The following is a 21,347-nucleotide window of genomic DNA, read 5'->3' as shown; positions in this document are numbered from 1 at the left end:
GAAAGGGTCAGAGAACGCCCTGCCAGCCGGTTTCCAGGACCAGAGCCAGCGAGGGCGGGCCCCACTCCGGCAGAAAGAAGGCGCTCTCCAGGAAGAGCGTGTCCTCCAGGGCCGCCGGAGCCGCCCCGTTCAAGCGATCGCCGCCCTGCTCGTGGCGCCAGCGCAACCGGCGCAACTCCCGCGGGGCGCCGGGGTTCTCGTGCACCCACCACGCCCAGCGCTCCTGCCGCCGGGCGGAGGCCAACTCCTGCCGGCGCAGCTGCTGCAGGCGCTGGTGGGAGCGCTGCAGCTGATCCGGCGACAAGGCCCGCTCGCGCAGCAGTCCCTCCGCCACCCCCACGGTCCAGCGCAGGTCCTCCGGCAGCAGCTCCACCACGGGTTCCAGCCGGCTCAGCGCCCGGCCCCGCTCCGTCATGGCGCGATGAGCCGCGTGCAGGTGGCGCAAGAAGCGGCAGAGGTCGTCGGAGAGCTGGTAGGCGCTCAGGCGCAGGACAGGCAGCCGGCGCTCGGGCAGCCAGGCGCAGAAGTCCAGTTCGAATTTTCCCGGGCGATCCTGCAGATCCAGCAGGCGCGAGGTGCGCAGCCGGGTCAGGGTGTCGTCCACCGCGGGTTCCGCCACAGCCAGCCACTCCTGCAGGTCGGCCAGCACCTGTTCGGGCTCCGCGCCAGCGGTGTCCTCCTCGGGCGTGCAGGAGGCCAGCGCGTCCCAGGGGGCCAGCGTCGACTCCTCCCCGGGGCTCTCCTCGCCCGGCCAGGGCTCGCGGCCCAGCAGGGCCAGATAGCCGTTCCAGTCCTGGCAGCCGGCGTTGCGGGCCACCTGCTCGCGCAGGGCCAGGGTCTCGTCCAGCAGGTCTTCCAGTTCGGGGCGCAGAGTCGCCAACCCCGCCGCCCGGGCTTCCCAGACCCGCCGCCGGGTGAGCGGGTCGCCGCTCTTCAACTGGTGGCGCAGCTCGGGCAGCGACGCGGGCCGTCCCACCCACTGCACGTTGAGATTGCCCATCAGCTGGATGTACTCGAGCTGCAACTCCTGCAGACGCTCCAGCAGCGCCAGATTGGACTCCATCCAGCAGCGCTGCCGAACCAGCAGCGGGCCCTCCACCGCCGCGCGCAAGGCGTCCGGCAGGCGGTCGCGGGCCGGCGAGGCCAGGTAGTGTCCGTCCAGCCGGTGGTCCAGCTCCGTGCGCGCGGCCCCCAGGTCTTGATGCAGTCCGTTCAACCACTCGCGGCGCGAGGGATCCGCCACCTGGTCGCCGTGGTCCAGTCGGGCCAACAGCAGGGTCTCGCGCAGGCAGGCCTCATACTCGTGACGGCGCTGGATCCACTCCAGCAGGGCCGGAGCGCCCGCCACCTCCGTGTCCAGCAGGCTGCGCCCGTAGGCCAGAGCCGCGCGGATGTGGTGAAAGGCCAGATCCTCCGGCACCCACTGGCGGGCCGGCCGGGGCAGTCGCCGCAGGTGGTTCATGGGGCGGGCTCCAGCACCGGCTCGCCGCCGCTCCAGAGGGCCTGCACGCGCAGCCCGGCCAGCTGCTCGAGGGAACTCTCCAGCGGGTCCTGCTCCCAGAGCAGCAGATCGGCGTGGGCGCCCAGGGTCAGGCAGCCCAACTCCTCGCCCCAGCCCGCGGCGTGGGCGGCGTCCCACGTCATGCCGCGCAGCAATTCGGGCAGGCTGAGCGCCTCCTCCGTGCCGATCAGGCGCTGGCCCGAGCGGCTGAGGCGCGTCAGGCCGTGCACGAAGTTGAAGCGCGGATCCAGGGGCTCCACGGGCCAGTCGGTGCCGATGGGCAGCGGCAGACCGGCCTCCAGCAGCGAGCGCCAGGGGAAGGCGCGGGCCACGCTGGCCGGTCCCAAGCGCGTGGAAAAACCATCCTGATCGGTGGAGCAATGCAGAGGCTGGATGCTGGGCAGGATCTCCAGGCGGCGGAAGCGCTCCAGATCCGCGGGCCGGATGAACTGGGCGTGCTCGATGCGGTGGCGCCAACCCCGGGTGGGCAGACCCTCACGCCCCAGCTCGGCGAAGAAGTCCAACACGCGGGCCACCGCCAGATCGCCGATGGCGTGGACGGCCAGCCGCCAGCCGCGCTCCAGACCCAGGCGCATCCAGTGCAGCAGATCTTCGGGCGCCGCCACCAGGGTGCCGCGCCGTCCGTCCAGATAGGGTTCGTCCAGCGCCGCCGAGCATGAGCCCAGCGCGCCGTCGGCGAAGAGCTTGAGGGTGTCCACCCGCAGGCGCGGGCTGAAGAAGGGCTCCAACTCGAGAGTGTCAGGATTCAGGTTGCCGTCGTTGCGCCAGCCCTGGATGCGCAGGCGCAATCGATCCTCCGCCTCCAACTGCTGGAACAGGGGCAGGTCCGCCCGTCGCAGGTTGTCGCCCACCCCCGTGATGCCGTACTGGTGGGCGTGGCGCTGGGCGGCCAGGATAAAGGCCCGGCGCTCGGCGTCGCCCGCGGCGGGGATCACGGGCCGCACCCAGAGCGCGGCGTTCTCGCGCAACAGGCCCGTGGGCCGGCCCGCGGCGTCGCGCTCCACTTCGCCCCCGGGGGGATCCGGCCGACCCTCCACGCCGATCAGGGCCAAGGCGCTGGAATTGCAGAGACAGGAGTGCAGGTCGTGGGTATCCAGGCAGAGGGGAACGGCGCCCGTGGCCTCGTCCAGCTCCGCCAGGGTGGGCACCAGGGCGCCGGGCTGCAAGCCCTGGCCCAGCACCCAGCCGGCGCGCCGGTCGGGGGCCTGATCCACCGCGGCCGCCCGCCGGGCGATCTCCTGCAGCAGGTCGGCGCGCGTGCCGTGCCGTGAGGCGTCCAGGCGCACCAGGGCCTCGCCGCCGAAGACCAGATGCACGTGGGCGTCGTAGATGCCCGGCATCAGCAGGCGGCCGGCGCAGTCCACGCGGCGGGCGGGTCCGCCGGGCTCCAGCCCGGCGGACCCCAGCCGGGCGATGCGTCCGCCTTCCATCAGCAGCGAACCCGCGCGCAGCATGCCGCTGCGCGGATCGTAAAGACGGGCGTTGTGCAAAAGCGTGCGCATGGAGGCTCCGCGTTGAGGCGACCCCGCTGGACGCAGGATGGGCCGGGCCGGCCACCGGGGTTGTGGCCGACGCTAGGCTGTTTCCCGCACGAAATCCGGTCGACGAATCCGCTCGATGGCCCGGGCCTTGCGCGTGGCCGTGTCCAAGGTCAGCAACACGCCTTCCAGCTGGGCGGGCCCTTCCACCGACTCGTACTTCTGGGGCGTCTGCAGCAGGAAGCGGCGCAGCGCCACCTCGGTCTTCATGCCGATCACGCCCTCATGGCAGCCTGTCATTCCAGCATCCGTCAGGAAGGCCGTGCCGCCGGGCAGCAGCCGTTCGTCGGCGCTCTGCACGTGGGTGTGCGTGCCCACCACCGCCGCCACCCGGCCGTCCAGGTAGCGGGCCAAGGCGATCTTCTCCGCGCTGGCTTCAGCGTGCACGTCCACCAGGATCAAGGGCGGCTGGGTGCGCTCGGCCATCCGGGCCAGCGCCGCCAGTTCCTCGTCCATCCGCCGGAAGGGACAATCGATGGGCGACATGAACACGCGGCCCTGGACGTTCATCACCACCAGGGGCGGCAGATCGGGCGCCATGTGCGCCGTCCAGCCGCAGCCGGCCAGCGGCGAGGCCCACTTGGTCCCCTCCGGATCGGAGATGCGCGGGTAATTGAGCGGCCGCAGCAGCCCGGGCTCGTTCTTCAGCAGGTTGTGGATCTGGAAGCGATCCCAGGTGTGGTTGCCGCCCGTGAAGACCCGGACGCCCGCCGTCCGCAGCCGCTTGAGGATCTCCGCGCTGACGCTCTTGCCCTCCCAGGCGTTCTCCACGTTGGCCACGCAGAGATCCACCCCGTGCTCGTGCAGCAGGTTGGGCAGCTCGCGTTCCACGGCCTTCAGCCCGGACTCCCCCACCACGTCGCCGACAAACAGGATGCGCGCCAGAGCCTTCATCACTTGGCCGTGCCGATGCTGCGGAACTCGCGCACCACGGTGACCCGAATCTGCCCCGGGTAGAGGATGCGGCGCTGGATCTCCTCGGCGATCTCCGTGGCCAGCAGGTCCAGCTGATCCTCCGGCAATTCGGCGGGATTCACCACCACGCGCAGCTCGCGGCCGGCCTGCAGGACGAAGGCGCTGTCCACGCCCACGAAGCCGTTGGCCACGTCCTCGATCTGCGTGAGCCGCTGGATGTAGCGGCCCATGTGCTCGCCGCGGATGCCCGGCCGGCTGAGGCTGACCTTGTTGGCCACGTGGATCAGCGTCGCCATCAGCGAGCGCGTGCCCGCGTCGGCCTCCTGGAAGCGGATGGCCTCCTCGATGTCGGTCTTCTCGCCGTACTTGCGCACCAGATCCGCGCCCAGCGAGCAGGAGTCCGCCTCGGTGTAGCCGTCCACGGCCCGGCCGATGTCATGCAACAGGCCGGCGCGTCGCACGCGTCGGCTGTCCACCTGCAGCTCGGCCGCCAGGATCCCCGCGATGCTGGCCACTTCCTTGGAATGGGCCAGGATGTTCTGGCCCTGGGTGTTCTTGAACGAAAGCAGGCCCAAGTGCCGGATCAGTTCCTGCTGCAGGCCGTGCACGCCCAGGTCCAGCATGGCTTGTTCGCCGATCTGCAGGATGGTCTGGGCCATATCCTCGCGGACGCGCTCCACCACTTCCTCGATGCGGGCCGGATGGATCCGGCCGTCGTTGATCAGGGAGGCCAGGGTGATGCGGGCGATTTCCCGCCGCAGGGGATCGAAACTGGAGAGCAGGACCGTGCGCGGCGTGTCGTCCACCAGCAGTTCCACCCCCGTCACCGCCTCGAAGGAGCGGATGTTGCGCCCCTCGCGCCCGATGATCCGGCCCTTGATCTCGTCGGAGGGCAGCTCGAAGACCGTCACGGTGGACTGCGCGCTGTGCTCCACGGCCGTGCGCTCCATGGCGTTGACCAGGATGCGGCGGGATTCCTGCGAGGCGTAGAGGCGGGCCTGTTCGCGGATTTCGTTGAAGTGCTGGGCCGCCTCCGACTGGACCTTGTGCTCCAGGTTGCGAAAGAGCTGGGCCCGCGCCTCCTCGGTGGTCAGCCGCGCGATGCTCTCCAGCTTCTCGTTCTGCTGCTCGACGATCTCCTCGGCGCGCTTGCGGGCTTTCTCCAACCGCTCGCCCTGGGCTTCGATCAGCTGCTCGCGATGCTTGAGATCCACCTCTTTCGTGTTGAGGTGCTCGCGCTTCTTCTCCACCGTGAGTTCCTTCTCGCGGAGCTGGTTCTCGCGCTCCTTGAGCTGATCCTCCCGCCGCTGCTTCTTCTCCTCCAGCTTCTCCAGTTCGCGGCTCAGACTCTCTTCGGCCTCCAGCCGCGCCTCGTGGGCCAGGGTCTCCGCCTCGGCGCGCGCGCCCCGCAGCAGGTCCTCCGCTTCACGCAGCCGCAGCTGATAGTGGGAATTCGCGCCGCGCAGGGCCAAGCGGAAGCCAACGAGCACTCCGGCTCCCAGCGCAAGCAGGCCAATCAACAGAGTGAGAAGAATGGTCATCGGACATCCCTGGATTGAGGGATGACGGTCATGGTCTGATGAGGGAAAAGAGCCCCTGCGAGTGGTCCATACAAAAGAAACCTCTATACGTCACGGTGGGTGCCCGCCTGAATGCGTCTGGAATCCGCCGGTCCCGAAGGACTCCTCACCGAAGTGAGGCACGGCCTGTCATCGGCACTCGTGAGAGACAAGCTCCCATGGTCATTCTTATACGGTTCTTTTATAAAGGTTGGCACCCGCAGGGGCATTCTTGTGAAAGAACGCCCGCCGCGTCTCAAACGCCGCCGGCCTCCTTGGTCATCAAGTGATTCTCGATCCGCTTGCTTAGAACATCCAATGCGCCGGCGTCCCGGCCGCCCTCGAGTTCCCGTCCCAGCAGTTCCCCCGCCAGGTTCAGGGCCACCAGGGCCGCCACAATGGCCGGCTCGCGATGCGTCGCGCCGTGGGCGACCTGATCCATGCGCTGGCGCACCAGCAACACGGCGGCATCCAGGTCCATGTCGGACAACTCAGTCCGCAAGGGCACCCGGATCCCATGCAAGGTCACGGTTCGACTGACACTCATGTTGTTTCGCTCGCGGGATTCGGTCCCGTCATCTATGGCCACGACCCGCATCCGGGTCTGTTCAGATCTCCAGGGTCTCGAGCAAGGCCTGCAGCCGACGCCGGGCCTCGTCCAGGCTGGCCGGATCGGGTAGGGCCGCCAGACGCTCGCGCAGGATGCCCCGCTCCTGCTCCAACTCATGCACGTGTTTCAAGGCCTGGGCCAGCCGCTCTTCCAGTTGGCGCAGCTTCTGCCGCGTCTCGCCCTGCTCCCGGTCGCGGCGCTGCAGCTCCCCCAGCGTCTCGGCGTGGGCGGCCAACAGCCGATCCACCTGCTCTTCGAGCCGCGCCAGGGGTTCCACGTCAACTCCGCAGCCTGGCTCCATGCCGCTGTTCCGCCTGCTTGAGCAGGTCCGTCACCACCGGGTCCACGTCGGCGTCCGTCAGGCTGCGCTCCCGGTCGTTGAAGCGCAGCCGGTAGCTGCGGCTCACGCAGCCTTCGGGCACACCCTTGCCCTGATACACGTCCACCACCTGGACCTGCTGCAACAGCGGACGTCCGGCTTCCAGCAACGTGTCCGCCAAGGCACCGGCCGGCAACTCCGCGGAGCTGATCAGGCTCAAGTCCCGCAGGACCGAAGGCTGGCGGGAGAAGGGCTGGTAGCGGGGCAGCCCCGGCGCCAGGCGCGCCACGGACTCCAGGTCCAGATCCAAGGCGAAGACCGGCCACTCCGTGCCCATCCGTTCACACAGGCGGGGTTCTAGTTGGCCGAACACGCCCAGGCGCTCCCCGTCCCGCTCGATGGCCAGCGAATTGGCCGAAAAGACGCCGTCAAGGTAGGGAAGCAAGCGGAGGCCTTCAAGGTGAAGATGGCTCAGCAACAGCTGGACGACTTCCTTGAGATCGTGGAAGCCATAGGCCTCGGCCGGGCCCTGCCAGCTTTCCGGGCGCAGCTGGCCCACCAGCAGCAGGGCCAGGTGCAGGGACTCGCGGCAGCCGGTGGCGGAGGCGGGATCGGGATGGAACTCGCGGTCCAGTTCGAAGAGCCGCTGGCCCTCCGCGCGCCGGTTCAGGTTGTAGACGGCGGTCTCCAGCAGGCTGGGCAACAGGCTGGGCCGCAGCACGGACATCTCCTGGGAGAGCGGGTTGCGGATCTGCAGCACCGGGCGCTCGGGCAGCACGCGTTCCAGCTGGCGCGGATCCGTCATGCTGTAGCTCATCACCTGGCGGAAGCCCAGGCCCACGGCCTCCCGGCGCACGCGCTCCAGCAGCTCGCGCCGCGGGTTGCCGCGCTGGCCCAGCGGGACGCGGGCGGAGTCCGGCTGGGGCACCTGCTCGTAGCCTTCCAGCCGCACCACCTCCTCGATCAGGTCGATCTCGCGCTCCAGGTCGTGGCGCCAGCTGGGGGGCGTGACGAGAATCTCCTCGGCGCCGGCTTCGCACGCGCAGCCCAGCGCTTCCAGGTGCGCGCGCATGCGCTCCGCACTCAGGGCCAGACCCAGCACGGCGTTGCAACGCGCCGTGCGCAGCGTCACGTGGCGGGGCTGCCAGGGTCGGGGATCCGCGTCGGCGCAGCCGCCGGCCAGTTGGCCGCCGGCGGTCAGGGCCACCAGCGAGCTGGCCCGCCGCAGCACGGCCTCCACGTCCCGGGGATCCACGCCGCGCTCGAAGCGCCGGCTGGAGTCCGAGGAGAGGCCCGCCCGCCGGGCGCCCATCCGGATCCCGACGGAATCGAAGACCGCGCACTCCAGCAGGATCTCCGTGGTGTCCGCGGCGATGCCCGAGTTCAGGCCGCCCATGATGCCCGCCAGGGCCACCGGGCGCTCGCCGTCGCAGATCAGCGTGTGCTCCGCGTCCAGCGTGCGCTCCTGCCCGTCCAGGGTGGTGAAGCGCTCGCCCGCTGCGGCGTTGCGCACGTGGATGCGCCCACCCCGGACCTCGCGCAGGTCGAAGGCGTGCAGGGGGTGGCCCAGCTCCCACATCACGTAGTTGGTCACGTCCACCACGTTGGAGATGGAGCGCAGCCCGACGGCCTCCAGGCGGTTCACCAGCCAGCGCGGACTGGGACCCACTTGCACGCCGCTCATCCGCTGGCCCGCGTAGCGCGAACAACCGGTGCAGGTGGGATCGAGCACGATTTCCACGCGCTCGTCCACCGCCGCCAGCGGAGCCGCCGGCGCCTCCGGCCGGCTCAGCGGAACGCCGCGCAAGGCGGCCAGGTCCCGGGCGATGCCCAGGATGGAATAGGCGTCGCCGCGGTTCTGGGTGATCTCCAGATCCAGCACCACGTCCTGCAAGTTGAAGTCCTGGGCCAGCGGATCGCCGGGCTGCCAGTCCGCCGGGTCGAGGAGCTTCAGGCCGCTGTGGTCGTCGGAGAGGCCCAGCTCCACCTCGCTGCAGAGCATGCCCTCGCTGTCCACGCCGCGGATGCGGGCCTTCTTGAGCGGCTGTTCCACGCCCGGCAGCACGGCGCCCAGCCGCGCCAGCGGCACGGTGAGCCCTTCGGCCACATTGGGCGCGCCGCAGACCAGGGTCAGCCGGCCTTCGCCGTGATTCACCGTGACCAGCCGCAGGCGGTCGGCGTTGGGATGGGGCTCCACCTTCTCCACGAAGGCCGCCACCACGCCGCTCAGCTCGCGCCCAATGCGCTGCACGCTCTCCACCTCGAAGCCCAGCATGGTGAGTTCGTGGGTCAGCGCCGCCACGCCCGCCGGGCTGGTGTCCACAGGCAGGAAGTCGTTCAGCCAGGAAAGGGAGATCTTCATCGTCACACCGCCGAAATTTGCTCACAACCCCAGGTTCAACCGGCAGGACAAGTTCACCACGAAGCTCACGAAGCGGGGAGAAGGACGCGAAGAACAGCAGCTGGTGAAGGCCCGCCCAGTGGGCCGGCAGACCCAACCCCGCTCCCTGCCATCACATCCCTTCGTGGTCTTCGGACTCCTTCCCGTCCTTCGTGGTGAAAGTGCCTAGAACTGTTCGAGGAAGCGCCAGTCGTTTTCGTAGAAGAGCCGGATGTCGTCCACGCCGTAGAGCAGCATGGCCATGCGCTCCACGCCCAGGCCGAAGGCGAAGCCCGTCCACTCCTCCGGGTCCAGGTCCACGCCCGCCAGCACGGCGGGATCCACCAGCCCGCTGCCGCCCATCTCCAGCCAGCCCGAGTGCTTGCAGACCCGGCAGCCCGCGCCGCCGCAGAAAATGCAGCTCACGTCCACCTCGGCGCTGGGCTCGGTGAAGGGGAAGAAGTGCGGCCGGAAGCGCAGGCGCGTGTCCGGCCCGAACATGCGGCGGTAGAACTCCAGCAGCGTGCCCTTCAGGTCGGCGAAGGTCACGCCGTGATCCACGTAGAGGCCCTCCACCTGCATGAACATCGGGCTGTGGCTGGCGTCCGGCTTGTCGTTGCGGTAGACGCGGCCCGGCGCGATGATCCGCACCGGCGGCTTGACCTGCTCCAGCACTCGGATCTGCACCGGGCTGGTCTCCGTGCGCAGCATGTGGCCCTGCTTCAGGTACAGGCTGTCGGACTCCATCCGCGCCGGATGCCAGAAGGGCGTGTTGAGCATGTCGAAGTTGTAGCGCTCGGTCTCCACCTCCGGGCCGTCCTCCACGGTGAAGCCCATCCGCGTGAAAATGCCCGTGATGCGGTCCAGGATCTGCTGCAGTGGGTGCAGCGAGCCCGTCCGGACGGGGTGGCCCGGCAGGGTGAGGTCCACGCGGACCACGCCCTCGCGGTTCAGCAACTCCTCCTGGCGGGCCATGAAGACGGCCTCCAGCTCCTCCTTCAGCACGTTGATTTGCGCGCCGAAGGCCGGGCGCTCCTCGGCGGGCAGCTCGCGCATCTGCTTGAAGAGGTCCTGCAGCCGCCCCTTGCGGCCCAGCCAGCCCTGGTGCACGGCCGCCAGGGCCTCGCGGTCCGCGGCGGCGGCCAGGGCGGCGTGGAACTCGGCGCGCAGGCTGTCGAGGGTGTTCATGATGTGCTCCACGTCCATTGGAAACTCAACGGCCGGGCGACCGCGCCGACCGCGCTCGGCGCGCGCGGATCCTGGCGCGCCCCGAACAAGGAAATGTCCCCGCGCGGGGGACATTTCCAGGTGCGATTCCGGGCTGCGCTAGCGCAGGGATCGCACCAGCTCGCCAAAGGCCTCCGGTTCCCGGACGGCCATGTCGGCCAGCTGGCGGCGGTCCAGCGTGACGCCCTTCACATCCAGCAGGTGGATGAAGGTGCTGTAGTTCATCTCGGTGTCGTGGATGCGCACCGCGGCGTTGATGCGGGCGATCCACAGCCGGCGGAACTCGCCCTTGCGAACCTTGCGGTGCATGGTCGAGGTGGCCAGGGCGCGATCCACGGCCTGCAGGGTCTGGCGCAGCAGGTTCTTGCGACCGCCGCGGAAGCCCTTGGCCAGGGCAAAGACGCGCTTGCGACGAGCCTTGGAGGCGGGATTGTTTGTTGCTCTCGGCATCTGTCAGGCCTCCTTAGCAGGTCAACATGCGCTTCACGCGCGGCTCGTCGGCTTCCGAAACCAGGCTGGCGTGGCGCAGATTGCGCTTGCGGCCCGGGGACTTGCTGGTCAGAATGTGGCTGGCGTAGGCCTTGTGGCGCTTCACCCGACCGGTCCCGGTCAGTTTGAAGCGCTTGGCCGCGGCGCGATTGGTCTTCATCTTGGGCATCTCTATTCCTCCGTCTTCTTCTTCATCACTTTCTTCGGTGAAAGCAGGGCGCTCATGCTGCGCGGACCGTCCATCTTGGGCTCCTGCTCGACCAGGGCAATGTCCTTGAGGATCTCGATGAACTTGTCCAGCGTGTCCTGACCGAACTCCTTGTGCGTGATCATGCGCCCCCGGAACACCACGAAGGCCTTCACCTTGTGCCCGTCATCCAGGAACTCCCGACCCTGCGCCGCTTTGGTCTCCAGATCATGCCCGCTGATCTTGGGGGTCAGGCGCACGCCCTTCACCGTGATGGTGTGCTGCTTGACCTTGGCGGCCTTGTCCTTCTTGGACTGCTGGTAGAGGAACTTCCCGTAGTCCATGATCTTGCAGACCGGCGGGTCCGCATTGGGCGCGATCTCCACCAGATCCAGCCCGTCCTGGAGGGCCATCTCCCGGGCCACCTGTGTGTCCACGACCCCCGCCTGGGAACCATCCGCCGCGATCAGCCGGACATTGGGAATGCGGATGTGCTCGTTGATCCGGTGCTTGGGCACCAGGATCGTCGGGCGTTGCAGGAATTTCCTTCTGGCGATGATGGGCTCCTTGTGCTGTGCCTGCGCGGTTCAGGCGTTCGCCGTTCCCATGACCGGCGGCCCGCGACGGGTTCGGGCGCGACTACGCCGTCACCGACTCCTCCAGGCGGCGGCCGTCCACCAGGCCCCGCAGTTCGCTGACCAGTTCCGCCACCGGACGCACGCCCAAGTCGCCCTGGCCGTGCCGGCGCACCGCCACCAGGCCCTGCTCGGCCTCGCGCGCCCCCACCACCAGGATCCAGGGGATCTTGCGCAGTTCGGCGGCGCGGATCTTGTAGCCGATCTTTTCCGAGCGCGTCTCGAGCTGGGCCCGCAGGCCCGCCTTGAGCAGCTCCTGCTGCACGCTCCGCGCGGCCTCCAACTGCCCCTCGGTGATGGGCAGCACGATGGCCTGGACGGGGGCCAGCCAAGTGGGCAGGTTGCCGGCGAAGTGCTCGATCAGGATCCCGATGAAGCGCTCGAAGGAGCCGAAAATCGCGCGGTGGATCATCACGGGGCGCTGGCGCCCTCCGTCCTCCGCCGTGTACTCCAGCTCGAAGCGCTCGGGCATGCTGAAGTCCAGCTGGATGGTGGCGCACTGCCAGCGGCGCCCCAGGCAGTCCTTGATGTGGAAGTCGATCTTCGGACCGTAGAAGGCGCCGTCGCCGGGGTTCAGCTTGTAGGTGGCGCCCACCCGCGCCAGGGCCGCCTTGAGGGCGCCCTCGGCCTGCTCCCAGATCTCCAGGCTGCCGATGTACTTCTCCTCCGGGCGGGTGGAGAGTTCCATCTCGTAGCTGAAGCCGAAGGTCGAGTAGATCCGGTCCACCAGCTGGATGACCTTGACGATCTCGTCCTCGATCTGGGGCGGGGTGCAAAAGATGTGCGCGTCGTCCTGCGTGAACATGCGCACGCGGAACAGGCCCTGGAGCACGCCGGACTTCTCGTGGCGGTGCACCTGGCCCATCTCCGCCAGCTTGAGCGGCAGTTCCTTGTAGGAGTGCGGCTGGCTGCCGAAGACCGTGCAGCAGCCCGGGCAGTTCATGGGCTTGACCGCGTAGTCCTGCTCGTCGATCTGCGTGAAGTACATGTTCTCGCGGTAGTGGTCCCAGTGGCCGCTCTTGTGCCAGAGACTCTCCGAGAGGATCATGGGGGTGCGAATCTCGCTGTAGCCGGCCTCGCGGTGCAGCTCGCGCCAGAAGCGCACCAGCTCGTCGTAGACCACGGTGCCGTTGGGATGCCAGAAGGGGAAGCCCGGCCCCACCTCGTGGAAGGAGAACAGCTCCAGCTCGCGGCCCAGCTTGCGGTGGTCGCGCTTCTTGGCTTCCCCGATCAGGAAGAGGTGCTGGTCCAGCTCCGCCTGGCTGGGGAAGCTGATGGCGCGCACGCGCTGCAGCTGCTCGTTCTTCTCGTCCCCGTGCAGATAGGCGCCGGCCACGCTGAGCACCTTGACGGCCTTGATCTTGGCCGTGTCCAACAGGTGCGGACCACGGCAGAGGTCGGCCCAGGCGCCCTGCTCGTAGACGGTGATGGATTCGCCGCGCGCTGCGATGGCGTCGATGAGTTCCAGCTTGAAGCGCTCGCCCCGGGCCGCGAAGAAGCTGCGGGCCTCGTCGACACTCAGCTCGCGCCGGACCAGGCGCTCCTTGCGCTTGAGCACCTCGCGCATCTTCTCCTCGATGCGCGGCAGGTCCTCTTCGCCGATGGGGGCGGGAAACTTGATGTCGTAGAAGAAGCCGGCCTCGGTGGCGGGGCCGTCGTCCAGCAGGGCCGCGGGCCACAGCTCCTTGACGGCCTGGGCCAGCACGTGGGCCGAGCTGTGCCAATACACGGTCTTGCCCGCCTCGTCTTCCCAAGTCAGGAAGCGAATGCGGGCATCCTTGTGGATCGGATGAACCAAGGAAACGAGCTCGCCGTCCAACTCAGCCGCGAGGGCGGCCTTGGCGAGGGAAGGGCTGATTTCCTTGGCGACTTCCAGCGGCGTGGCGCCAGGTTGAACCTGACGTTGGGCGCCGTCCGGAAAGGTCAGGGTGAACATGGTCCCCAGCCTTTCAATTTGACCGGAGTGACGTGCGCCAGGACGTCATCTCCTTGTCGCGGAATGATTTCGGTCCTTCAGGACCTCCGCGAGTGGGCGACACGGGATTTGAACCTGTGACCTCTTGCGTGTCGAGCAAGCGCTCTAACCAACTGAGCTAGCCGCCCCCAGAAGCCGCGAAATGTAGAGTTGCTCGAGGCTGGAGTCAAGAACTCAGGTAGATTTCTCGTTGACTTTGTCGTTGGGGAGGAGATGTCCACAGATTACACAAATTACACAGATTAAAAGCTGTTTTCAGCCGAAACCAAAATTTACCGCAATTGATGGTCATTCTAAATGCCTGCCACTTTCAAATCTAATGACAGAAAACATGAGTTTAACGATGCAATTTAACATTTATTAATTTCTTTGTTTTAATTTGTGAAATCTGTGTAATCTGTGGATACCTGGTTTTACCTAACCCTACCTCCCGGCGCCACGCAGTACCGTGCGCACGGTGTAGAGCAGGATGCGCAGGTCCAGGCCCAGGCTCATGTTCTCCAGGTAGAACAGGTCCAGGCTGAGCTTGTCCTCCAGCCGGGTCAGGCTCTGGTCGTAGCGCTGACGCACCTGGGCCCAGCCCGTCAGGCCGGGCCGCACGTTGTGGCGGCGGGCGTAGAGCGGCCAGCGGCGGATGTAGTCGTCCACCAGCACCTTCTGCTCCGGGCGCGGCCCCACCAGCGCCATCTGCCCGCGCAGCACGTTCCAGACCTGGGGCCACTCGTCCACCCGGTAGCGGCGCAGCACGCGACCCAGCGGCGTCAGACGCGGATCATGCTCGGTCACCGGGGGCGGCGCGCCGCCCTCCACGGTGGCGGCGGCGTCGGCGTGCAGCATGGCCACGTGTTCGGCCGGGTGCAGGGTGCGGAACTTGAGCAGCGTGAATTCCCGCCCGCCGCGGCCCACCCGGCGCTGGCGGAAGAGGGCCGGCGCCCCCGGGCTCTGCCAGTGGATCAGCGGCGGCAGGACGAGCAGCAGCGGCAGGCCGGCCAGCCCCAACAGCAGGCCCGCGCCCAGGTCCAGCCCGCGCTTGAGCAGGAACTGCCAGGGCGCCATCAGGTGCGGGAAGACTTGGATGACCGGCATGCCCCAGATGTCGAAGGCCTTGAGGTTGCCCAGCACCAGGTCGTAGAGGTCCGGCACGATCAGCACGTCGGCGCCCTGGCGCGTGGCACGCTGGATCACTTCGAAGAGCAGCTCGCGCTCGGGCTCTGTGACCACCACCTCCACCACCTGGCGCTCGCGGATCAGCGGCTCCAGCTCGTCCAGGCCGCCGTCGGCGGCGGGCAGCCCGGCGGCCTCGTCCCGCCCGGGCGGCCGCACCCGGGCCACCACGCGATAGCCCATCCCGGGATGGAGGCGAAACTGCTCCAGCAGCTGGCGGGCCCGCTCGCCGGAACCCACCACCAGGGTGGCGCGCTGACCCAGCCCGCGCTCCAGCAGGCGCTTCTGCGCGGTGCGGAACAGCACGCGGCCCGTGCCCGCCCCCGCCGCCAGCACCAGGCCGTAGCTGAGCAGCAGCAGGCGCGAAGCCGAGAGCGCCGGGCGGCCCGGCTCCAGCGTGATCACGAAAAGCAGGATCAGGCCCACCAGCACGGAGGCCGCCACCTCCTGCACGGCGCGGTAACGGCTGACGTGGTAGAGCTTGCGGTACTGCCCGCGCAGGGCGAAGATGGCCAGCCAGAACAGGCTGAGCACCAGGTAGGCGGACAGGGGCAGCTGGAAGGGTTCGGGCTCCGTGAACAAGCCCGAGCGGAAGCGCAGGAACCAGGTGAGCCAGGTGGAGGCCCAGATGCTGGCGAAGTCCACCACCACCAGGAACAGCCGTTCCCAGGACAGGCGTCTCACGGCCTTCACCCCCTCAGGTCCCGCGCCGCCAAGGGGCGGATCAAATGCTGCGCACCACCAGCACCACGGTCATGATCTGCGCCGTGACGGCCAGACCTTCCTTGAACTTCTCCCAGGCCGTCATCTCGTCGCGGTACATGATCATGATCACGTCGCCGGCCTCGACGTTCGCGCCCTGGCTGGCCGGGGCGAACTGGTCGGCGCCCGCCCGGCGCAGGCGCAGTTCCGAGTTCCGCGCGCCGCGCAGCTTGCCGCCGGCGGCCTGCACGTAGTCGCCCACGGTCCAGCCCGGCTGCAACTTCTGGCTGCCCGGCTCGTGGACGGCGCCCAGCACCTCCACGTCGGGGGTTTTGCGCAACACCTGGATCCGGTCGCCGTCCAGGATGGGCACGCGCGCCGGATCGAAGTACTGGCTGTCGTAGGTCAGAGACACGCGCCCGCCCTCGTGCAGCAGGCGGCTCTTCAGGTAGTCGTGTTCGAAGCGGTTCAGCCAGCCCGAGCGCAGGATCTCGCCCATGTAGCGCGTCTCCGGGTCGTGGCGCAGCTCGCGGATGACCCGCACGTGGGCCAGGTCCGCCCGGGCGCTGTCGGGGCGGGCCAGGGCCAGCAGATCAGCCAGCGTGGTCTCGCCGTCCACGGCAAAGGTTCCGGGCATCAGCACCTCGCCCTCCACGCTGGCCTCGTCACCCGCGGCCCGGGCGTTGTCCACCCGCAGGAAGAGCCGGTCGTGGGGCTGCAGGGCCAGGCTGGCGAACAGGGGATCCGCCGGCGTCAAGTTCCAGCTCCGGGCCGGCCCCGCCGCCGGCGTGCGCACCACTTCGTAGCGGGCGCCCGTCAGGCCCTGGCGCGGGCCGCCCAACAGCTCCACCACGCTGCGGGGCGTGTCGCCGGGCCGGTACTCCAGTTCGCCGTCGGCCTGCCGGAAGGGTCCGGAGACGGTGAGCACGGCGTCCTCCAGGCCCCAGACCACGCGGTCCCCGGCCTCCAGGATGGGATCGCTGTCCGCGTCGCCCGTGCGCAGACGGCGCAGCAGGTCCACGCTCAGGGTGTCGGCCCCGCGCAGGATCCGCACGTTGCGCCAGCTTAAGCGGACCTCGTCCTTCTTGCCGCGCAGAAAGGCAGGCAGCGTGGCCTCGGGGTCGGGCAGCTTCTGCTCCTCGGGTTGGCGCTCCAGGGTGGCGCTCAGCCGGGTCAGGTAGGGCAGCTCCACCCAGCGCGGCTCCTCCACGGCCCCCGAGATCTGCACGCGGATGGTGCGCGGCCAGGTGATCCAGAGGTCCACCGAATCACAGCGGAACAGGCGCGCCAGCTGCCGGGCGTTCTCCCGGCGCAACTCGGCCAGCGTCAAGCCCGCCGCGGGCACGCGGCCCAGCCCGGGCAGCTCCAGCCGGCCGTCGCTCTCCACGATGCGCTCCTCGCGGTTGCGCTCCACGTTGTAGGCGAACAGGCCCACGTGATCGCCCGGCCCCAGCCGGTAGGTGGACGGATCGATGGGCCCTTCCAGCACCCAGGAGGGCGCGGGGACGCTGGGCGCGGAGCCCGTTCCGGCGGAGCCCCCCAGGCCTTCCAGATCCTTCAGATCCAGGGCGTGGGCCGCCAAGCACAGGCACAAACAGAAGCAAAGCGCGGTCAGGCCGGGAAGCAGGGTCAGTCTCATCGTGCGACATCCACTCAGCTGGCGGCCACGCGCCGACGCAGGGCGTCGGTCCAGGCCGTGTTGTTGGAATACCAGTCCAGGGTGCGGGCCAAGCCGTCCTCGAAGTTCACGCGCGGGCGCCAGCCCAGCTCGCGCTCCAGCCGCCCGGCGTCGATGGCGTAGCGCAGGTCGTGGCCCGGGCGGTCGCCCACGAAGCGGATCAAGCGCTCGGGTTTGCCCAGCTTGCGCAGCAGCAGCTTGACGATCTCGATGTTTCGCCACTCGTTGTCGCCGCCCACGTTGTAGACGGCGCCGTCCGTCGCGCGGGTGAAGACGGTCCAGAGCGCCTCCGCGTGGTCCTCCACGTAGAGCCAGTCGCGCACGTTGAGGCCCTGGCCGTAGACGGGCAGCTCTTCGTCGCGCGCGGCCTTCCAGATCATCAGCGGGATCAGCTTCTCGGGAAACTGGTAAGGCCCGTAGTTGTTGCTGCAGCGCGTGAGCACGGCCTCCACGCCGAAGGTGCGGCGCCAGGCCTGCAGCAGCAGGTCGCCCGCCGCCTTGCTGGCGCTGTAGGGACTGGAGGGCGCCAGCGGCGTCTCTTCCGTGAAGCGCCCGCCGCCCTCGCCCAGGTCGCCGTAGACCTCGTCCGTGGACACCTGCAGCAGGCGCAGACGCCGGCCCCGGGCCAGCTGGGCGCGCAGGCCGTCCAGCAGCACGCGCAGCCCCAGGATGTTGGTGCGCAGGAAGACGTCGGGATCGTCGATGCTGCGGTCCACGTGGCTCTCGGCCGCGAAGTTGATCAGGCCATCCACGCGCTCCAGCAGGGAATTCACCAGCCCCGCGTCCTGGATGTCCCCGTGGACGAACTCGTAGCCCTCCCGGCCTTCCAGCTCCGCCAGACTGGCGCGGCAGCCGGCGTAGGTCAGCGCGTCCAGGTTGACGACGGCGTGCTCCGGGTGCCGCTCGCGCAGCCAGCGGATGAAGTTGCAGCCGATGAATCCCGCCCCGCCGGTGACCAGCAGCCTCATGCGGCCTCCGCTCCAGAGGTCACGAAGAGCACGAAGGCCGGAGAAGCACACGAAGAGAAGAATCGAGTTGAGGATCGGATCATTGCGGCATCATCCATGCCATGCGTCAATTGTTCGCTTGCCAACAGACAATCCAGTTCTCTCATGCTCTGGCCCTTCGTGCCCTTCTTCCGACTTCGTGGACTTCGTGACCGCCCTACGCCTTCGCCCGGCGGCTCTCCAGATAGAGGGCCACGATCAGCACCAGCAGGGCCGTGCCGGCCATCACGGGCCAGGCCAGCAGATCCTGGAAACGGCCGATTGCCAGGCTGATGCGGCCCATCACCGTGTAGCCGAAACTGGCGCCGAAACTCATCATCAGGAAGGCGATGCCCACCTTGGAGACCACGCCCAGCGCGCCCGTGTGCTTCTTGGAGAAGAAGAAGTAGAACACGCCCGCGCAGACGCCGATCACCACCAGCAGGTTGGAGAGGATCTCCACCAGCATGTCCACGCGCATCCGGGTGGAGCTCCCCGTCACGCCGTAGGGCTTGAGGAAGCCCGCCGGATCCCGCCGGAAGGCGTCCAGCTGGGGCCGCGTGTAGGGCGTCACCCTGTCTGGACTGGTATGCAGCGCGATGGTGTGCAGCAGCCAGCCCTGGCGCAGCAGACGCAGTTCGCGCAGCACGCCCGCGCGCCAGTAGGTCAGGAAGGCCGTGCTCGCCGCCCGCCGCGTGGAGTCCGGCAGTCCGGCGAAGACCGCCAGCCGGGCCTCGAGCTCGGCCCGGTAGCCGCCGTCCAGCGGGGCCAGCCGCTCCAGCAGGTTCCGCACCTGCTCGGCCTTCCACTCGCCCAGCAGCACGGGCCGCGGATTGACTTCGCTCAAGAGCGAATCCGCCAGCCGGCGCGTGACGGGCAGGCTCCAATCGGGCTGGCGCTCCGCGGGAAAGGCCTCGCTCTTCAGCAACTGGACCAGGGGCGGACGGCCCGCCGGGAAGGCCAGGGCCTCCGCGGCGACGGCGGGCGCCAGATCGAGGTAGGGGCCGCAGGCTTCCGCCAGACCCGCGCGACCGGCGGGCGACTCCAGCCAGACGCGCGTGGCCACCAGCAGCAGCCGGTCCTGCCAGGGCGCCAGCTCCTCCGTGGGCAGCTGGCCCGGGACGGGCAGGCTCTCCTCCACGGGCGTGCCGCCCAGCCCGGCACAGAGCAGGCGCTCGAACTCCGCGTCCGCGCCCACCACCTGGGCCTGACCCACGCGCATGGCCTTGAAGCCCTCGCGCACCCGGGACTCCGGCGCTTCAATGTCGGCCAACCCTGCGAGCCCGTTGAGGCGCTGCTCCAGCTCCCCCTGCCAGGCCCGTCCGGCGGCGGCGGCGCGGCTGGAATCCTCCCCCAGCGCCTGCAGCCAGTCGGCGATCCAGTCCGCCTGGGCCTGGCGGCGCGCGCCCATTTCGCCTTCCGGCAGCACGCCCGCCGACTCCATGGCCGTCACCACCGTCTCCTTGCCGGAGAAGTCCTTCATGGTGGCTTCCAGCTGCGGCACCAGCGCGCCCTGGGCGGCCTGGATGATCTGGATCCCGGCGAAGGCGCCGATCACGTAGGCCAGCGGCCAGCGGCTCAGCCAGTGCAGCTTGCGGCTGATCTTGAACAGCATCAGGATGCCCAGGGCCAGGAACACGTAGTAGATGAACTGCCCGTGGGCCAGCCGCTCCAGCAGGCTGACAGGCTGGTCCGGGTAGGCCTCGGGCGCCAGCTGGCCCGCGCGGAAGAGCTGCTGCCGCACCGCGTCCACGGGGGGCAGCAGGCGGTTGATCAGGTTGGGCTTGAGGATCTGGAACCAGACCAGCACCACGCCGTAGCCCGTGGAGACGCCCACGAAAACATGCTCGGCGAACTTGTAGAAGGGGTTGTCCTTGTAGAGGAAGCTGAAGATCATCAGCGTCGAGAAGCAGACCAGGAAGGCCCCCAGGACCTCCACGGAGAAGAGCGCGCCCATCAGTTTCTCCTCCCGCGGGTCATGAAGTAGGCCACGTTGCCCAGCGCGATGAAGGCGATGATCAACAGGTGCCCGAAACTCTGGGCGTCCATGCCGCGCGTGGCCAGCCCGGGCACGCCCACCAGCTGCTCATAGTCCGCGCTGCCCTTCATGCCGCCCGCCAGTCCGGCCAGCTGGCCGGCCTCGTAGTAGGGGATGTTGTCCGGCGCCATCACGGCCGTGCAGGCGGCCACCATCTTCAGCCCGAAGCGGCCCTGGGCCGTCTCCACCCACTCCTTGGTGCCCGGGCTGCCGCCCGAGACGTTCACGAACAGGTCGCTGTCCCCCAGTTTGCGCAGGCTCTGCATCAAGGGGATTTGTGACACGGGCGTGCCGTCGTAGCTCTGCGGAAAGGTGGCGTGGATGTTCTCGCCCATCCCCAGCATGGCCAGCTGGCGGCCGTCCTTGTAGCCCAGATTGACGTAGTCGATTTTATCCTTAAGACCCAGCGGCTTGATCTCCTCGGCCTGCAGGGCCTGCTCGATGGCCTGGTTGACCAGGGGCGGGGCGCCGGCCCACAGGCAGCTCACCACAACCTTCAGCTTGCGGCGGAAGAGGTGGCGGAACAGGGCCTCGCTGAAGGGCTGCAGCTCGGGCTTGGAGCCCGGATCGTAGTCGCACGAGACCAGCACCACGCTGCCCTCGTCCAGGTCCTCGATGGCCTGGTAGAGGTTCTGCACCGCGGGATCCGTGCTGAAGGGCAGGCCGAAGGGCACGATCAGCGGCGTGAGGATGCAGAGCGCCATCAAAAGGAAGATCCAGCGCCGGTCCAGGGCCAGGAAGCGCTGCAGGCCGCGCAGGAGGGCGTTCATCACTCACCTCCCAGGTAGCTGCGCTCCAGGCCCAGGATCACGCGCAGGCCGGTGGAGATGGCCCCCAGCGAGGCGCCGATCATGATCGCGCGCTTGCCCGCCAGGTTGGGGAAATTCATGATCCAGTCGCTGATGCCGGGCAGGCCGCTCCAGATCTTCTCCCCCACCGGAATGCGCCCGATCATCACCAGCGTGGCGCAGCCCAGCAGCAGCGTGGCCTCCAGGCTGCGGGCCCGGAAGGCGCGGAAGGCCGCGCTGGCGATGTAGAAGGCCAGCAGGCTGAACATGGTGGCCTGGAGCGGCACGTAGAGGTTCAGGTAGAGCCAGTTGAAGGGCGAGCCCTCGGCGATGCCGCGCCAGAAGCCCAGCCCCACCATCAGGGCCAGGGCGGCCAGCAGGGCGATCTTGGGCACCACGTCCTGGCCGCGCTTGATGCGGGCCACGTTCACCGAGACGATGCTGTAAATGCCCAGCACGTAGGTGAAGGCCATGATCACGATGCCGCCGTTGGTGATGGCCTCCTTGGTGGTGCTGACCCAGGGGATTCCCGTCAGGAAATTCTCCAGGATCATCCAGGTGCCCAGCAGGAAGGCGATGATCAGCGGGATTTCTTTTTTCATCTCGGTGTGGACTCCTCGGGGCTGCGGGCGCGC

18 protein-coding genes and 1 tRNA gene are annotated in these 21,347 nt (G+C 68.6%); all 19 read right to left on the bottom strand.

The annotated features are described in order from the left end of the window. Positions 1-7 precede the first annotated feature (7 nt). Entirely contained in the window at positions 8-1,462 is a 1,455-nt protein-coding gene (locus WC326_03565) for a hypothetical protein (GenBank protein ID MFA7330132.1), read from the bottom strand. Further along, positions 1,459-3,024 carry an amidohydrolase gene (locus WC326_03560; protein MFA7330131.1) on the bottom strand — a complete coding sequence of 522 codons (1,566 nt, stop codon included), beginning with the start codon at positions 3,022-3,024 and terminating at the stop codon, positions 1,459-1,461. Before WC326_03560 ends, WC326_03565 begins: the two co-directional genes overlap by 4 nt. Positions 3,025-3,096: 72 nt before the next feature. Beyond that, on the bottom strand, positions 3,097-3,954 hold the full coding sequence (locus tag WC326_03555) for a TIGR00282 family metallophosphoesterase (protein ID MFA7330130.1): 858 nt from the start codon (positions 3,952-3,954) through the stop codon (positions 3,097-3,099). Then, a complete protein-coding gene (rny, locus tag WC326_03550; protein MFA7330129.1) occupies positions 3,954-5,516 on the bottom strand; it encodes a ribonuclease Y in 1,563 nt (520 codons plus the stop codon). Before rny ends, WC326_03555 begins: the two co-directional genes overlap by 1 nt. A 274-nt stretch (positions 5,517-5,790) precedes the next feature. Next, positions 5,791-6,081 (bottom strand): hypothetical protein, encoded by a 291-nt coding sequence (locus WC326_03545; protein ID MFA7330128.1) that lies wholly within the window; start codon positions 6,079-6,081, stop codon positions 5,791-5,793. Positions 6,082-6,142: 61 nt separating this feature from the next. Then, positions 6,143-6,421: a hypothetical protein gene (locus tag WC326_03540; GenBank protein MFA7330127.1), complete on the bottom strand. Its 279-nt coding sequence runs from the start codon at positions 6,419-6,421 to the stop codon at positions 6,143-6,145. A 1-nt stretch (position 6,422) separates the two neighbouring features. After that, positions 6,423-8,825 (bottom strand): phenylalanine--tRNA ligase subunit beta, encoded by a 2,403-nt coding sequence (pheT, locus tag WC326_03535; protein ID MFA7330126.1) that lies wholly within the window; start codon positions 8,823-8,825, stop codon positions 6,423-6,425. A 204-nt stretch (positions 8,826-9,029) separates the two neighbouring features. Next, positions 9,030-10,031, bottom strand: a complete 1,002-nt coding sequence (gene pheS / locus WC326_03530; protein MFA7330125.1) for a phenylalanine--tRNA ligase subunit alpha — start codon at positions 10,029-10,031, stop codon at positions 9,030-9,032. A gap of 138 nt (positions 10,032-10,169) precedes the next feature. Beyond that, positions 10,170-10,520, bottom strand: a complete 351-nt coding sequence (gene rplT, locus WC326_03525) for a 50S ribosomal protein L20 (GenBank protein ID MFA7330124.1) — start codon at positions 10,518-10,520, stop codon at positions 10,170-10,172. A gap of 13 nt (positions 10,521-10,533) precedes the next feature. Beyond that, on the bottom strand, positions 10,534-10,728 hold the full coding sequence (gene rpmI / locus WC326_03520; GenBank protein MFA7330123.1) for a 50S ribosomal protein L35: 195 nt from the start codon (positions 10,726-10,728) through the stop codon (positions 10,534-10,536). 2 nt (positions 10,729-10,730) lie between these two features. Beyond that, the gene (gene infC, locus WC326_03515; GenBank protein ID MFA7330122.1) at positions 10,731-11,264 is read right to left on the bottom strand and encodes a translation initiation factor IF-3; all 534 of its coding nucleotides are present in this window, start codon (positions 11,262-11,264) and stop codon (positions 10,731-10,733) included. Between the two features lie 121 nt (positions 11,265-11,385). Further along, positions 11,386-13,317 (bottom strand): threonine--tRNA ligase, encoded by a 1,932-nt coding sequence (thrS, locus tag WC326_03510; GenBank protein ID MFA7330121.1) that lies wholly within the window; start codon positions 13,315-13,317, stop codon positions 11,386-11,388. A 93-nt stretch (positions 13,318-13,410) separates the two neighbouring features. Beyond that, positions 13,411-13,484: transfer RNA gene (locus WC326_03505), tRNA-Val, on the bottom strand. Positions 13,485-13,779: 295 nt separating this feature from the next. Then, positions 13,780-15,204: an exopolysaccharide biosynthesis polyprenyl glycosylphosphotransferase gene (locus WC326_03500; GenBank protein MFA7330120.1), complete on the bottom strand. Its 1,425-nt coding sequence runs from the start codon at positions 15,202-15,204 to the stop codon at positions 13,780-13,782. Between the two features lie 40 nt (positions 15,205-15,244). Further along, a complete protein-coding gene (locus WC326_03495; protein MFA7330119.1) occupies positions 15,245-16,861 on the bottom strand; it encodes an SLBB domain-containing protein in 1,617 nt (538 codons plus the stop codon). A gap of 14 nt (positions 16,862-16,875) precedes the next feature. Next, positions 16,876-17,868 (bottom strand): dTDP-glucose 4,6-dehydratase, encoded by a 993-nt coding sequence (gene rfbB, locus WC326_03490; protein MFA7330118.1) that lies wholly within the window; start codon positions 17,866-17,868, stop codon positions 16,876-16,878. A gap of 196 nt (positions 17,869-18,064) precedes the next feature. Further along, the gene (locus WC326_03485) at positions 18,065-19,843 is read right to left on the bottom strand and encodes a hypothetical protein (protein MFA7330117.1); all 1,779 of its coding nucleotides are present in this window, start codon (positions 19,841-19,843) and stop codon (positions 18,065-18,067) included. Continuing rightward, positions 19,843-20,694 (bottom strand): hypothetical protein, encoded by an 852-nt coding sequence (locus WC326_03480; protein ID MFA7330116.1) that lies wholly within the window; start codon positions 20,692-20,694, stop codon positions 19,843-19,845. Before WC326_03480 ends, WC326_03485 begins: the two co-directional genes overlap by 1 nt. Further along, entirely contained in the window at positions 20,694-21,314 is a 621-nt protein-coding gene (locus tag WC326_03475; protein MFA7330115.1) for a hypothetical protein, read from the bottom strand. Before WC326_03475 ends, WC326_03480 begins: the two co-directional genes overlap by 1 nt. Between the last annotated feature and the right edge of the window lie 33 nt (positions 21,315-21,347).

The sequence above is a fragment of the Candidatus Delongbacteria bacterium genome (genome assembly GCA_041675285.1).
Taxonomy (GTDB): Bacteria; CAIWAD01; CAIWAD01; order CAIWAD01; family CAIWAD01; genus CAIWAD01.
Note: the sequence above shows the minus strand (reverse complement) of the source record. Positions and strands in the feature narration are given on the sequence as shown.

Coding starts and splice junctions, on each gene's coding strand:
- WC326_03565 (MFA7330132.1), bottom strand. CDS start 1,462: ATGAACCACCTGCGGCGACTGCCCCGGCCGGCCCGCCAGTGGGTGCCG.
- WC326_03560 (MFA7330131.1), bottom strand. CDS start 3,024: ATGCGCACGCTTTTGCACAACGCCCGTCTTTACGATCCGCGCAGCGGC.
- WC326_03555 (MFA7330130.1), bottom strand. CDS start 3,954: ATGAAGGCTCTGGCGCGCATCCTGTTTGTCGGCGACGTGGTGGGGGAG.
- rny (MFA7330129.1), bottom strand. CDS start 5,516: ATGACCATTCTTCTCACTCTGTTGATTGGCCTGCTTGCGCTGGGAGCC.
- WC326_03545 (MFA7330128.1), bottom strand. CDS start 6,081: ATGAGTGTCAGTCGAACCGTGACCTTGCATGGGATCCGGGTGCCCTTG.
- pheT (MFA7330126.1), bottom strand. CDS start 8,825: ATGAAGATCTCCCTTTCCTGGCTGAACGACTTCCTGCCTGTGGACACC.
- pheS (MFA7330125.1), bottom strand. CDS start 10,031: ATGAACACCCTCGACAGCCTGCGCGCCGAGTTCCACGCCGCCCTGGCC.
- rplT (MFA7330124.1), bottom strand. CDS start 10,520: ATGCCGAGAGCAACAAACAATCCCGCCTCCAAGGCTCGTCGCAAGCGC.
- rpmI (MFA7330123.1), bottom strand. CDS start 10,728: ATGCCCAAGATGAAGACCAATCGCGCCGCGGCCAAGCGCTTCAAACTG.
- thrS (MFA7330121.1), bottom strand. CDS start 13,317: ATGTTCACCCTGACCTTTCCGGACGGCGCCCAACGTCAGGTTCAACCT.
- WC326_03495 (MFA7330119.1), bottom strand. CDS start 16,861: ATGAGACTGACCCTGCTTCCCGGCCTGACCGCGCTTTGCTTCTGTTTG.
- rfbB (MFA7330118.1), bottom strand. CDS start 17,868: ATGAGGCTGCTGGTCACCGGCGGGGCGGGATTCATCGGCTGCAACTTC.
- WC326_03485 (MFA7330117.1), bottom strand. CDS start 19,843: ATGGGCGCGCTCTTCTCCGTGGAGGTCCTGGGGGCCTTCCTGGTCTGC.
- WC326_03480 (MFA7330116.1), bottom strand. CDS start 20,694: ATGAACGCCCTCCTGCGCGGCCTGCAGCGCTTCCTGGCCCTGGACCGG.
- WC326_03475 (MFA7330115.1), bottom strand. CDS start 21,314: ATGAAAAAAGAAATCCCGCTGATCATCGCCTTCCTGCTGGGCACCTGG.